The organism is Chryseobacterium sp. KACC 21268 (assembly GCA_028736075.1).
In the GTDB taxonomy this organism is placed as follows: domain Bacteria; phylum Bacteroidota; class Bacteroidia; order Flavobacteriales; family Weeksellaceae; genus Epilithonimonas.
Genome location: CP117875.1, coordinates 3,273,206 through 3,288,190 on the forward strand (window position 1 = coordinate 3,273,206; position 14,985 = coordinate 3,288,190).

Consider the following 14,985-nt stretch of genomic DNA (forward strand, 5'->3'; position numbering starts at 1 on the left):
AAAAAAACGGCACCGAGGAAAACCCCGATGCCATTTCAAAACAAATATAAAACCTTAAAAAATCGTCTGATTAAAATGAGACAGTCAGCTTGCTGAAGACGTATCTTCCGTTCTGTCCAAACTGAGACGAAGAACGTGAGTAGATAAACTGGTCATTGTTCGTAGAAGCTGTCACATTCTTCGTTGGATAGATATCAAACAAGTTGTTGGTTCCAACTGTCAGGTTGAAGTTTTTGCTAATATTATATCCAATTGATAAGTCCGTAATGATCTTATCTGACACCAATTGATGCTCGTTTGGCAAAAGAATACCGTCAAAGTTCGCATCCACATTGTCTGCACCATACACTTTTCCGTAGTAAGTATTTCTCAGGTAAACACTGAAGTCATTCCAAGTTAAGCTATGAGACAAACTCGCTTTCACTTTCGGAACTGAATCTTCCAGATAAACTCTGGATCTTTCTCCAAAGTAAGTTGTATCCAATCCTGCATTTTTCAACAGATCGGAAGCGTGAATATCGCCAACTTTCTTTGTTCTATTGAAGTTGATGGCAAAGTCGTTATTAAATCTGAAACTTTCTCTTCTGTAGGTATGGCTGATGACAACGTCCAAACCTTTAGTTTCTGTATCGATGGAATTCGCAAAAAACTGAGCAGCATTTACTTCTGCCTTATCAAATTCTTGTTGAACAGGTCCAAGATTTGGGTTAATAGCGATCTGCTGAGCGGTTGGTCTTGCAAACTGATCTGTCAAAACAATTCTGTCATCAATTCTGATGAAATACGCATCTGCAGTAATATTCAAGTTCAGAGCAGGAATTTTATACGTAAATCCGGTGCTTACAGACTTTGAAGTCTCTTGCTTTAATTTATTAATTCCCAAACCTTTTGCAACTGCAGAATCATTACTGAAAGTTCCAACTTCTACCAAAGATGGCGCTGTTCCTCCCGGAAGTGTTGTAAATAAGGTTGATGTCGTATTGTAATAGATCTGATGGATCGATGGCGCACGGAAACCTGTGGAACCTGCAAAACGGAAATTAAGATCGTTTGAAAGTTTAATCCTGGAAGCCAATTTGTAATTGAAAGTCGAACCAAAATCTGAATAATCCTCGTAACGAACAGCTGCATCGACCAATAACCAATTGGTAAAATTGAATTCTACATCAGCATATCCGGCGTAGGAATTTCTATTTTTATTTATGGCATTTTCCGCTCTGAAGCCTGAGAAAACCTGAGAACTTCCTGCCAAAGTAGCTCCAAAAAAGTCAGTTGGTTTCAAAGAGTTTGGCGTCGTTGGCGTTTGAGGATTTCCGTTGATATCATAAGCTGTGTAAGAAGCTTCCTCACCTGGATTGATTCTGAAATTCTCGTGACGTTGTTCTGCTCCGAAAGCGACGTTGATTCCTTGGAATACGTCAAACGATTTGCTGAAATCCAAATTGATGGTGTTCTGCAAAAACTGCAAACCACCCGCTTTGAAAGTGCTTGGAGAATTGAATCTTAAACTCGTATTTCCAGTATTTTCAATCGTGTAATCAAAACTGTTTTGTCCGAAAGTATTGCTTAGATCAACATTCCATCCATTCCATTTTCCCTTAACGCCTGCAGACAAAGAAACATCCTGAATTCTGGTATGAATTTCTGGCAAATAACCGTCAATGTAAAGTCCTGTGAAAGTTCTAGCTTGGTTTGGTCTTCTGTAAAAACCGCCTGATTGCCCATCTCTGATAGAGTAACCTCCAAAAGTATAAGCTTTCCAATCATCATTCAGTGGCACTTCTGCATTTAAAAATAATTGGTGGTTGTTCAGTTTGGACTGCCCAACTTGCATGTTGAAGTCTTTTCTGGTTTGTCCTCTGTAAGCCAATTCATTATCTGTCACATTCGCGCCTAAAATACCTTGAAGCGCTGTAATTGTGGATGCATTTTGAATACTTGTTTGGAAACCAGAATCAAAATAACCAACGCCTTGAGAATATTGGTGAATCAAATTCACGAAATCTTGCTCACCTGCAGTTCCTTTCAGATTTGTGATATTATTGAAATAAGACGAAAGATTGACGCCATTTTCAGCCGCTCTTTTCTCGATTGCGTTGTACGCGTTGTAGATTGAACTACTTTCTGTTCCAGCTCTTCTCGTAGGATCACGGAACTGGGAAGACCAGGTGATATTATAAAAACCACCTTTGTTGCCAATCTTATTTCCGTAGTTCAAATCCAATTGATATTGCTGACCGTCATAATTTCCTGTGTGGTCTTTCGCTGCGTTGGTGAGATAACCACCGTAGTTCAATTGTCCTGTCAGTTTTCCTGTATCTCTTTTCAACTGGAGGTTCATTACTCCGGCAATCGCGTCAGAACCGTATTGTGCAGACGCTCCGTCTCTCAAAACCTCGATTCTGGAAAGTGCAAAAGCTGGGATTGCATTAAGGTCAGTTCCCACCGTTCCTCTTCCTGGAGCACCATTTACATTGACCAAAGCTGATGTATGTCTTCTTTTTCCGTTAATCAAAATCAAAGTCTGATCTGGACCCAAACCTCTCAACTGTGCAGGATCTGAGTGATCTGATCCATCTGCATTGGTCTGAATGGTAGATGTAAAAGACGGCGCGATCGTATTAAGGATTTGATTGATGTTAGTCTGCGGCAAACTCTGCTGGATCTCTTTCAGGTTGAAAACGTCCACTGGAACCGGGCTGTCCGCTTTGGAACGTCCACCACTTCTGGATCCGACCAAAACCACTTCCTCGATCTGTTTGTCGGACACGGTATCTTTGGCAGGTTTTGTTTCCTGAGCTTGTGCGAATGTAATCCCAGAAAAGAAAATTACCGCCGCTGTGAGCGCAATGCCTTTCCTTGAATTAATAATAGTTACTTTGTTCATATATTCTAAATTTTACGTTCTATAAATAAAAAAAACTTCCCCCAGACAAGTCTAGAAGAAGTTATATTAGGATGTGTTTGGTCCAATAATAAAAACTTTTAAACTTATTTTTCCTTTTTTCAAAGGCTGAATGCAACACCTTTCCTTTCGGCAGGTTGTTAAGACGTCTTAAGGTCAGTTCCCTCGGTCTTTCTTAATAAGTATGACAGCAATTCGTAATCACTTTGCAAAAGTAGGGTCAAAAGATTTATCCATCCAAATTTATTTCCTACTAATTCGGTATGATAAATATCATAACAGATTTAATTAATTGATTCAATGCTGATTGGCACAGAAATTAATCATTAATAAAAATGAAAACATCGAAGACGAAATACCACATCGGCTGTTCCGGATTTTACAATGCAGACTGGAAAGGTTCTCTTTATCCTGTAGATTCTCAGAACAAAGATTTTTTGAAATTGTATTCCCAGACTTTTGATATTGTGGAAATTAACAGCACCTTTTACAGAAAACCAACGGCCAAAACACTTCAAAAATGGGTAGATGAAACACCAGATGATTTTAAATTCATTATTAAAATTCCAAAAACGATTTCTCATCAAAAACCTTTTGAAAATAAGAAAGAGGAGATTGTGGAATTCTGCAATTACATCAAGACTCATCTTGGAGAAAAGTTGGCTGGCTTTCTTTTTCAATTTCCGCCTTCCTTTCATCACACATCAGAAAATCTGAATTGGCTTAATGAAAATCTGCCTGATGACTTTCTAATTGTGGTAGAATTCCGTCATATTTCTTGGTGGAATGATGATGTTATTAAAATATTCAAAGACAAAAAATGGATTTTCAGCGGAACAAGTTTTCCGAGCAATCTTCCTGAGGACATCATTATCACAAATCCAAACATAGGATATTATCGCCTTCACGGGAAACCGACACTTTACAAATCGCCTTATTCAGAAGACTTTTTAAATGACTTGGCAGAGAAAATTAAAAAAACTAAAATGGAATTTTACATCATGTTCAACAACACTTGGGGAACTGCTGCAATAGACAATTCCCTGTATCTTAAAACATTACTCTAAGTTGTTTGTTTAAGTCTTTTTGCTGACAATAATGCAATGACAAATCCCGAAAGCAACAGCAATAATTGATACTGATTGATAGGAACGGGTTCTCCCGGCGCACCTGGCCCAAACGAATCACTTTCCTCTTGTAAAGCAACGTCGTTGTCATCTTTAAAATGCTCATAGATCTGTCTGGAGCTATTGATTATCTTTTTCAAATCACTCATTTCCTGATTAATTTGACGCTCACTATTCTTACTCAGATTGTCATAAGGCCCTCTGGTAGGATTGTTATATGGATTATTGGAATGCCAGTTTTGTCCAAATATTAATGGTGATAAACAAAGCAAAATCAAGACACATAGTTTTTTCATAGCTCAGTTTTTACTTGATTATTTTTCTGGTCAAAACCTCATCGTCACTGAATATTTTCAGTACATAAGTGCCATTTACAAGCGCACTATGTGAAATCCTGATGGTTTTGGAATAATCCGAAACTTCTTTCAGTAATCTTCCGCTCATATCAAAAAGCTGAACTTTCCTCAGGTTCTTGCTACTTTTTACAACGAAATCCAGCTCATCTCTGTAAACATACAAGTGATTGCCAATTGAGTTTTCTGTATCCAGATAATTTTGAGGTTTGTAAACAATCTCGAATCTATTCTCATCTATTCCTTTGATTGCCTGGAAGCTGTAGTCATCTTCCGAAAGATTCACGGTCTTATTTAGTAACTTGTCTTTCAGATAAATTGTCTGACTGCTATTAAAAATGCCTTCCTTAGTGGCAATCGATATTTTATAGACTCCGTTTATCGAATATTTGGTTCCAAGTGGTACAATATCTTCCGTAGAAAGCGGATATTTCCTACCGTCGATTTGCATCTTTTGAGAGTCCAATAATGTGTAAACCGAGTCGTCGCCGATACTCATTATTTCAGCATCATAATCGCCATCGTATTGGTTAATTGCGCCATTGATGTATCCAACCAAAATGGTGTTGGTAAAATCTTCCGGTGATATCATCTGTAACCAGAATCGGTCTTTGGATGACGTCGTATTTTTCGCGTTGTAGAATACTCCTGTCTCACCTGTCCGTATGCTGTTGTTAAAATCCAATTGATGCGTGACTAACGGCGAAGTCGTGGTTGCAGGATCCCTAACTTGGATGATGAATCCTTGTCCTACTTTGATAAACTGCGTTGGCGTAAGTCCGCTGTTTGGCTGCGTCGTGGTTGGCGGCGTTCCCCCGGTCAAAGTTAGAGTTGCATAATTGTTACCAGTATAACCAGAACCGGATTGGTTAAGTCTCGGTGCCACATTGGTCCAGAACCATACTTTCCCAAAGATCTTGGTGCTGTTGGTATTGAGATGGAAGAATTTATCAAAATCAATATTCGAAGGATATGGGTTTCCTATCAGGTTATAGCCGTGCTCGTATTCGATGTTGTTTTGAATTGTATTTTTGGATTTTTGAACCGTTGCAGAATAAACGCCATTGTTGATTTCGCCCTTGAAATGGAAGTTTGCCGAAGTCAGATTATTTTGGTCAAAAGTGTTTTTTCCTCTTATTGCATAGCCTTTCCCCGGCACAAAATATGGATCTGTGGTTGCAGCGAAATAATCATCCGGCTCATTGTATCTGTAAATCCTATTGTTGGGTGTTCCGACTGAAAAACCATCATTTATTGCAACGTTGTTCAACAGTTTTTGATTGCTGACTGGCGTTCCCCAATAGGTGTAATCCAACTGCCTCATATGAACATCCCGCTTCACTGTGATTTTTTTGGAATCATTTGTTGCATTATCATTGGTCTGAATCAAATTAGCATCACTTTCCAAAACAATGCTGTCGTCTGCCGATTGCGTGATGTTGCCATAAACCGTCACAGTACTGTTTGGTTGGATATTAAGACTTCCATTCAGAACCTTTAGATTCTTTGAGGTGAAGTTGTTTGCAATGTTGTAATTATTATTAATACAAGCGCCTAAGCTTTGTGTAGGTCCTGTTGTATTGCTCCAAGAAGTGCCATTCCAGCTAATATAGGTATCAGGATTCTGGTATTCGTAAGCGCCCATATCGATGGTACACTCAGAAAGTCGGTTGTTGCCTGCGAGATCCTTGTTTGTGTTAAGATTACCTCCGTTGGCAGAATATAAAATATTATTTCCTTTATCTATTACAGGGCTGGTTGCTTGTAATCTGTAATCCCCAGAAGATGGATTCACAAATAATGGATTGGTAGAACCATCTATATTGCCATTAGTTGTAGTACTGATGCCTTGAATTAATGAGTTTCTGATGTCATTACCCGTAGTATTATTAATTCCTGAAGAGTTACCATAGATAAGCGTATTATAAATCTTAGGTCGAGAATTAATATTACTGTATATTCCTCCACCAGTAGTTCCTCTGTTACCAAAAATAGTACAGTTTATTAATAAGGGGTTAGAACCTGTATTTTCATTAAATATTGCACCACCAGAGCTTAAAAAACTTAAATTATTTTGAAAAATAGTATTGTATATTTTAGGAGAAGCAACGCCAACAACAGCAATCCCGGCTCCAACATTGACTGAATAATTCTCTTTGATATTACATGCTACTATTTGAGGATTTGAAGTTTTTATAAAAATACCGCCACCGCCAGCGCCACCTACACTTTCTCCATTCACTATTAAATTAGAAATATCCGCATTGCCACTTTTTACTACAAAACCATTTAGCTCTGCAACACCAACTTCACCAGCACTAATGACCACATGCCCAGCATCCTCTCCATTACCACTGAGAGCTAATGTAGCACCAGTACCCGTGACAACATCATCATCGTTATAGTCACCACTCAACACACTACCATTATCTCCAAGGATTCTCGTATCCGTAAGGTCATCTATCCCATTAGCCGGATCAAAACCACCATACAGCTGTACATTTTTCACCATCACAAATGCGTTGTTTTTACCTCCATCCGTTTTATATTGCCCATCTGCAGCGTTGTACAATGGTTTGTAAGTTCCTTTGGCTACAAAGACTTTTAGTGGTGTTGCATCGTAAATATTATTGTTCGCATCATACTGTGTTCTGGCGCATCGCATCACATCTGCCAACTCTGGTGTGGCGTTTGCCCAGGAAGAACCACTTTTGTTTCCGCCTGTTACATTTTTATCCACATAGGCGATAGCTCCAAAATTATTGACCGTCACGCGGACTTTTACTCGGTTGGTGGTGTAGGCAGAGCTGAGACGATATAATTTTCCTGTATTAGCCTCGGTAACCAAAATACTTCCATTGGGTTCTATGGCTAAATTATTCTCACCACTTGCAAAAGTATATAGGGTTTCTAGATTACTGCCATCAGGATTCATTCTACGCAGTTTTCCATCAACTTGAATAAAAACAATTCTACCCTGCTGATCAATTTTTACATCATAAGGTTGACTAATTCCAGTTCCTATACTACTAATCCCACTACCATCACTATTCATTTTTTTGATGGCATTATTCAACCAATCTGCAACCCAGATATTAGCGTCACTATCTTCTGCCACAGAAGCTGGATTATTAAATCCTGAAGCCAATACTGTCATATTAGCACCATCAGTATCCATTCTTTTGATAATATGGTTCCAAGTATCTGCCACTAGTAGTTGACCATTAGCTTGCTCTACAGCACGGAAAGCGCGATTGAATCCACTTCCGACAGCAATAGGATTATTACCACTGGCATCCGTACGTAATATTTGGCTAGATCCCCAGCTGCCTACCAGTAATTGCCCACCTTTCTGAATATTAATACCCAAAGGTCGATTAAATCCTGACTTGGCAGCAAGTAAACTACCGTCTGAGTCAAGCTGCTGAATAGTGCTATTTCCCCAATTCGCTACCCAAATCTTACCATCATTGGCAACTGCAACACCATATGGTGAACTAAAACCACTAGCAATTTGTATTGATGAACCAGTACTCTGCATCTCCACATAGTAGTCCCCAGTTGCCAGCGGTGCATTGCTTGCCAAAGCAGTCCCGCCCATTTGTGTTGTGTACCAGTTGACTGTATTACCAGGAAATGGTGTTGTCACCAAATTGCTAACCATACTTGTACCACAAAACATTTGAGCATCATCACTAATTCGCTTGGCAAGAACTTCTGTTCTAGTGCTTTCTACAGAACTTACTGTTTGGCTCACGTAGTATTTTGTATTATCTGTCAAAGCGGTTGTTGTAGCTAAGGCCGTTCCACCCGTATGTGCCCCATACCATTTTAAATTATCTCCTGTAGCCGTTAGGTTAGCGATCGTTCCATTGCCTGTGTAGATCTGTACCGCTGCTGCTGTAGGCGCAGATACCACTGTATATTCATATGCCCCCATATCTATAGTTGTACCGTTCAAACGGGAGTTGCCTGCCAAGTCCTTGTCTGTGGTTAGGTTACCGCCATTAGCATTGTATAGCGTATTACTTCCTTTATCTATTACAGGGCTGGTAGATTGTAATCTGTAATCCCCAGAAGATGGATTCACAAATAATGGATTGGTAGAGCCATTAAGGTTTCCATTAGTTGTACTGCTAAGCTCTTGTATTAAAGAGTTTTGAATAGTACTATTGGTAATATTATTAATCCCGGAAGAGTTACCATAGATAACTGTATTGTAGAGTTTAACTTGAGGCGAATTTTCATTATACATAGCGCCTCCGCTGGCTCCCCGATTACCTGTTATCGTACAGTTCACAAAAGATGGACTTGATGATCCTTGAGAAGAAGAACTTACAATTGCACCTCCACCATAAGCTGCATTAGTTGCCAAATTATTAAGAAAAAGAGAGTTTATGATTTTTGATGATGATGGATATAGTGCCATTGCTCCACCCGCATTGATAGCACTATTTTCTTTAAAAGTACAAAATTGAATGGTAGGATTAGAATTATTTATATAGATTCCACCTCCTACATATCCCGCAGTCGAATACCCATTAAATGATATTGATATGCCATTAGTATTTCCTCCTTTTACTACAAAACCATTTAGTTCTGCCAAACCTACAGCACCTGTGCTGATAAGTACACGTGCTGCATTCTCTCCATTACCAGTAATAGCTAATGTAGCCCCAGTACCAGTCACAACGTCATTATTATTATAGTCCCCAGTTAGGATACTTGCATTAGTAGCAATACTCAAATTTCTATCCGCTAATGCTGCTTCTGTACCTGCAAACCCTCCGTAAAGCTTTACATTGTTTACCATCAGGAAGCTATTGTTTCTATCAGTAATATTAGGACCTGCAAAAGTATCTGGACGATACATTGGTTTATAGATTCCTTTAGCTACCCATATTTTCAATGGTGTGGTTGTGAAGTTCGCTTTATTGGTATTAGCCCATTTCAGCGCATCTGCTAGCTCTTTGATGGCGTTTGTCCAAGAGTTACCAGAACCGTCTCCGCCAGTTACGTTGGTGTTGACATAGAGAACATTATTAGCATCAGCAGAGATAGGTATTGTACAAGCTACAACACCCGCTACATCCCCACTTATTGTCCAGCCTTTGGTACTTACCAATTCATTTCTAGTCGCCGCCGCGTTAGTCCCATATGTTCTGCCGGTTGCCCCCAGACTTCTGCCCGATGGCGTAGCAGGATTAGCCGCCCAGCCCATCAGCGTAGCAGAATAGTTTGCACAGTCTAACCCTGAGAAACTGAGCATACCAACTAATTCTACTCCACTATTCAAAGTCCAGTTCCTGATATTTTGATTAAAAGCTGATGCATTATAGAACATACTTAGCATATTCGTCACATTAGCAACATTCCAATTCCCGATATTCTGATTAAAAGATGATGCACCATAGAACATATTTTGCATAGTCGTCACATTAGCAACATTCCAATTCCCGATATTCTGATTAAATGCTGATGCAGACTGAAACATACTTTGCATATTCGTCACATTTCCAACATTCCAACTCCCGATATTCTGATTAAAAGATGATGCAGACAGAAACATACTCTGCATAGTCGTCACATTTCCAACATTCCAACTCCCGATATTCTGATTAAAAGATGATGCACTATTGAGCATAAAAGCCATACTCGTCACCTTAGAAACATTCCAATTCCCGATATTCTGATTAAAAGATGACGCACCGTAGAACATAGCATACATATTCGTCACATTAGCAACATTCCAATTCCCGATATTCCGATTAAAAGCTGATGCACCATAGAACATATTTTGCATAGTAGTCACATTTCCAATATTCCAGCTGTTGATGTTCGCTGGACCATTGAGACTACTACAATATGTGAACATCTGAGACATATCCGTCATCCCATTCAGGTTGGGGACATCGGTAGCTGTGATGTTTAGATTGGTACATCCATAGAATGCATTCGCCATACTAATCCAAGCCACCGTACCCCATTGCTTTACATCTGTCAGGCGCTGGCGGTCTGTTCCATTACTAATATTGATTCTTCTAAAATTCGTCGGTTCTACGCTCAGCTCTATGGTTTTATTTGCTGGCAAGCCTGTAATATTTGCGGTGAAACTACCGGAAGCTATTGTCCCACTACCATTAGCCGAATTATCCGTCGCCCTCCAACTGTAGGTTACCACACCTGCCACTGCTACTCCAAAAGTTAGAGAAGTAGTTCCGCTGGAAACAGAACTTCCTGGATTGCTTAGATTCCATAGCGTAATGAAAGGCGTATCTGCTGTAGTTTTTTTAGAATCATTCCTGTCAAACACCTGGGATTTTCCAGAAGAAAAGTATGGAAGCAAAAGGGTCATCAATAGAAACAAATAGAGTTTTTTCATCTTTACAGGAGTTTATAAATAGTAATCCAGAAAACAAAGAAATCCGATAAGAACACAAACTCCAAAAAACAGGGGTGGACAAAGGGGTGGACAAATAATTTTACAAATAAGTATCATTAACTATCAGACCTTTACAAAAAAATCCAAGGTTCAGACAGATTTAGAATAACAATATAAAACAATGTAAATTCAAGAATTTTCAGATATGCATTTACATCAACTTTACTTCAAAAATTTTTAGATTTTCCCCTCATTCATTTTAGTCTTGACTTACTTTGACTGCCTGTGAATACAATTGGAGGGATTTGACCGCTTCATTTTACAATCCTTCGGATCAACTTCGGGTTTTCTTCGGATCGGCTTCGGAAAAAAGATGTTTTTTCCGAAGCCGATCCGAAGAATTACCAAACAAGACCCGAAGAAACATAAAAAAATCACGGTACTTTTTACAACCCCATTCTTTGAAATTGCAATCATTTACCCAAAAATCAATCATCTGGAAATCAGCAATTGATTCTAAATGTTTAAATTTGAGAAAACAACGGAACTATGAAAAAGAAACTCGTCGTTCTCTCCGGCGCAGGCATCTCGGCAGAAAGTGGTATCAAAACATTTCGTGATTCCAATGGACTTTGGGAAAATCATCGCGTGGAAGATGTCGCTTCGCCCGAAGGTTTTGCTAAGAATCCAAAGTTGGTTTTGGACTTTTACAACGCCAGAAGGAAACAGCTGAAAGACGTAGAGCCCAATGCGGCTCACAAATTGCTTGCAGAACTGGAGGATTTATTTGATGTTCACATCATCACTCAGAATGTGGACGATCTTCACGAGCGAGGCGGTTCCACCAAAATCATTCATCTTCATGGGGAACTTAAGAAAGCGAGATCAATCGATAATGAAAATGAGATTTTGGATTGGGAGGAAGATATTCATTTAGGCGATCTTCATAGGGATGGCTCGCAACTTCGCCCTCACATTGTCTGGTTTGGCGAAATGGTTCCAGAGATGGACAATGCAATTGAAATTGCTTCACAAGCTGATCTGTTCTTGGTCATCGGAACTTCGATGCAGGTTTATCCCGCCGCTTCTGTCGTGAGATATGTTCCAAGTCATTGCGAAGTTTTTGTCATCGACCCAAACCTAGAAAATCCAAATTCGTTCACACGGAATGAGAATTATTTTAAAGCCTCGGCCACGGAAGGAATGAAAACTTTAAAACAAATATTAATAGAAAAGTATAAATAATGCAGGTAGAAATTAGAAAATTGACCGTTGATGATTATGATGATCTGGCAGAAGCAATGCAGAAAGCCTATCCTGTGATAGACGACAATGTCTGGAGCAAAAGGAATATCCAAAAGCTGACATCCATATTTGCAGAAGGACAAATTTGCATCCTCGTCGATGGAAAATTGGCAGCAGCGGCTTTGTCCATCAATGTCAATTATGAGCTTTACGGCGACCAACATACCTACGACGAGATCACAGGAAATGGAACTTTCAACACGCACAGCAATATCGGAAATGTACTATATGGGATTGAAGTTTTCGTAGATCCCGATTTCAGAGCTTTGAGACTTGGCAGAAGATTGTACGACGCCAGAAAAGAACTCTGCGAAATTATGAATCTAAAATCCATCATCGTAGGTGGCAGAATCCCAAATTATCATTTATATAGTTCAGAATTATCACCTCGAGAATATATTACAAAGGTTAGAAACAAGGAGATCTTCGACCCAGTTTTGAGTTTTCAAATTGGTAATAATTTCTCACCTGTCAAAATCCTGAAAGGTTATCTCAAAGGCGATTCCGAGTCCGAAGAATACGCTGTACTTCTGCAATGGAACAACATCTACTACACAGCGAAGAAAAATACGATGCAGGACAGTGTCATTCGTCTCGGCCTTATCCAGTGGCAGATGCGACCTTTGAAAGACATTGAGGAATTTTACAAACAAGTCGAATTTTTCGTAGATGCAGTCGCCGGCTACCAATCAGATTTTTGTCTGTTCCCGGAACTCTTCAATACACCTCTACTCGCCCCTTTCAATCACTTGAATGAAAGAGAATCGATGGAAAAACTCTCTGAACTCACGGAAGAGATCAAGGAAAAAATATCAGAAATGGCTATCAGCTATAATGTCAATATCATCTCCGGAAGTATGCCAATCTTGGAGGAAGGACAACTGTTCAACGTAAGTTATCTCCTTCATAGAGACGGAAAAATCGATGAATACAGAAAAGTACACATTACGCCAAACGAAAAGAAATATTATGGAATGGCAGGCGGAAATGAGATCAAGGTCTTCGACACAGATTGTGGAAAAGTGGGCGTTATCATTTGCTACGATGTCGAGTTTCCCGAATTACCAAGATTATTAGCAGACCAAGGAATGAAAATTCTATTTGTTCCATATCTCACAGATACTCAGAATGCTTACACGCGCGTTCGCCATTGCGCGGCAGCAAGAGCCATAGAAAATGAGTGTTATGTCGCGATTGCAGGTTGCGTGGGGAATTTGCCTGGCGTGAATAATATGGATATCCAATATGGTCAGGCCACGGTTTTCACGCCGTCGGATTTTGCGTTTCCGTCCAATGCCATTAAGGGCGAAGCAACGCCAAATACCGAGATGACCATCATTGTAGATGTGGATTTGAATTTATTGAAGGAGCTACATTACAACGGTGCCGTGAAAACATTGACAGACAGAAGACAGGATTTGTACGATGTGATATTGCGAAATCAGAATTAAAATTTGGGCAGCTATTTCCGCCTTCCGTTCCCGCTTTTTTTGCCAAGGCTTTTCCCAATTCAAAAAAGAGCTCCACTCAAGTTGGGCTGCGGGATTGTGTATAAAAATAACATTTTTCAGAAATTACTTTGTGAGTACATTTAACAACGCTTCAAATTAATCATCTAAATTTGTATAAAATTATAAATAATGAAAAAAACGATTTTCTTAGCTGCTGGTTTATTATTTTCAATCTCCATACAGGCTCAAACGCAAACACAGATTTTTGATATTCTGAAATCAGCTGTCAAAACCAAAACAGGCGTTGATTTGAACAATACGAAAACACAAAACCCCGCGACTACGACAGGTTCAACCACCACGACTACGAACTCAAATTCCAATATCAATCTTGGCAATCTGACTTCTACCCAAATTTCATCCGGTTTAAAAGAAGCTTTGAATCTTGGTGTGAAAGAAGGCGTACAAAAATTAGGTGTAACGGATGGTTTCCTAAAAAATGAAGCCGTTAAAATCTTAATGCCCGAAAAACTGAGAAAGATTGATACAACACTTAGAAGCATTGGTTTAGGAAGTCTGGCAGACCAGGGCGTTAAATTGCTCAACAGAGCGGCAGAAGACGCCGTGACAGAAGCAACTCCGATTTTTGCAAATGCGATTACATCAATGACGATTACGGATGCAAAGAATATTCTTTTGGGAAGCAACAATGCAGCGACCAATTATCTTCAAACCAAAACGCAGACACAACTATTTACCGCTTTTCAGCCAAAAGTACAAGCATCATTGAGTAAAGTTGGCGCAGACACAGTTTGGAAAAATATGATTTCAAAATACAACACCTTCACGGGACAAGCGGTAACGACTGACCTTAACGAATATGTTACGAATGAAACCATCAACGGTGTTTTCAAAATGGTAGCTGAGAAAGAATCTGGAATTAGAAATAATTCTGCTATGAGAACCACTTCTATTCTACAAAAGGTTTTTGGAGCAGTTAAGAAATAGATTTAGAAGTTAAAAATTAGATAATAAGAAAATCCACAATTACAGTTTTGGATTTTCTTATTATCTAATTATATTTTTCACTTAACTTCAATCGTGTACAAAGTAGAAAATAGTTTTTTCTTTCTATTAAGGTTGAATTTTGAATTTATCTCTGGTTTATTATTTAGAATAATCGAATCTATATCTTTTTTAATCTTAATTTTTTTATAAGGAAAGCTTTCCTCTGAACCTCCCCATCCTATTGCTGAATAAATAGTGAAATTTTTTTTTGCTTTGATAACTATCGAATCATAAAATATTGAATCAAGTTTAGATTCGTAGAAGTACTTTTTATAATTGGGTTCTGTGAAAACATAAATATCCTTCTCAGAATTATTATTAATTATATAAGAGTATCCAGGATCACAAGAAATAACTGTGAAAATTGAAATAAGCAAAAAGATATATTTCATTA

The 14,985-nt window shown here is 38.9% G+C and carries 8 protein-coding genes and 1 riboswitch; of the genes, 4 read left to right on the top strand and 4 right to left on the bottom strand.

Annotation, left to right across the window (positions count from 1 at the left end):
* Positions 1-70 precede the first annotated feature (70 nt).
* Positions 71-2,887: a TonB-dependent receptor gene (locus tag PQ459_14970; protein ID WDF46198.1), complete on the bottom strand. Its 2,817-nt coding sequence runs from the start codon at positions 2,885-2,887 to the stop codon at positions 71-73.
* A 101-nt stretch (positions 2,888-2,988) separates the two neighbouring features.
* A riboswitch (SAM riboswitch) is annotated at positions 2,989-3,090 on the bottom strand.
* A 150-nt stretch (positions 3,091-3,240) separates the two neighbouring features.
* On the opposite strand from PQ459_14970, the gene PQ459_14975 reads away from it, so the two are divergent.
* Positions 3,241-3,972: a DUF72 domain-containing protein gene (locus tag PQ459_14975; GenBank protein ID WDF46199.1), complete on the top strand. Its 732-nt coding sequence runs from the start codon at positions 3,241-3,243 to the stop codon at positions 3,970-3,972.
* Here the strand turns inward: PQ459_14975 and PQ459_14980 are convergent.
* Together PQ459_14980 and PQ459_14985 are read right to left on the bottom strand one after the other, a co-directional pair.
* Positions 3,969-4,328: a hypothetical protein gene (locus PQ459_14980; GenBank protein ID WDF46200.1), complete on the bottom strand. Its 360-nt coding sequence runs from the start codon at positions 4,326-4,328 to the stop codon at positions 3,969-3,971. The genes PQ459_14975 and PQ459_14980 overlap by 4 nt on opposite strands.
* A gap of 10 nt (positions 4,329-4,338) precedes the next feature.
* Positions 4,339-10,767 (bottom strand): BspA family leucine-rich repeat surface protein, encoded by a 6,429-nt coding sequence (locus PQ459_14985; protein WDF46201.1) that lies wholly within the window; start codon positions 10,765-10,767, stop codon positions 4,339-4,341.
* Positions 10,768-11,316: 549 nt separating this feature from the next.
* On the opposite strand from PQ459_14985, the gene PQ459_14990 reads away from it, so the two are divergent.
* The 3 genes from PQ459_14990 (at position 11,317) to PQ459_15000 (ending at position 14,531) form a co-directional block, all read left to right on the top strand.
* Positions 11,317-12,012, top strand: coding sequence for an NAD-dependent deacylase (locus PQ459_14990; GenBank protein WDF46202.1), 696 nt, complete (start codon positions 11,317-11,319; stop codon positions 12,010-12,012).
* On the top strand, positions 12,012-13,523 hold the full coding sequence (locus PQ459_14995) for a carbon-nitrogen hydrolase family protein (GenBank protein ID WDF46203.1): 1,512 nt from the start codon (positions 12,012-12,014) through the stop codon (positions 13,521-13,523). The genes PQ459_14990 and PQ459_14995 overlap by 1 nt, the downstream gene beginning before the upstream one ends.
* Before the next feature lie 189 nt (positions 13,524-13,712).
* The gene (locus PQ459_15000) at positions 13,713-14,531 is read left to right on the top strand and encodes a DUF4197 domain-containing protein (protein WDF46204.1); all 819 of its coding nucleotides are present in this window, start codon (positions 13,713-13,715) and stop codon (positions 14,529-14,531) included.
* Between the two features lie 77 nt (positions 14,532-14,608).
* On the opposite strand, the gene PQ459_15005 is transcribed toward PQ459_15000, so the two are convergent.
* Positions 14,609-14,983: a hypothetical protein gene (locus PQ459_15005; GenBank protein WDF46205.1), complete on the bottom strand. Its 375-nt coding sequence runs from the start codon at positions 14,981-14,983 to the stop codon at positions 14,609-14,611.
* Positions 14,984-14,985 lie beyond the last annotated feature (2 nt).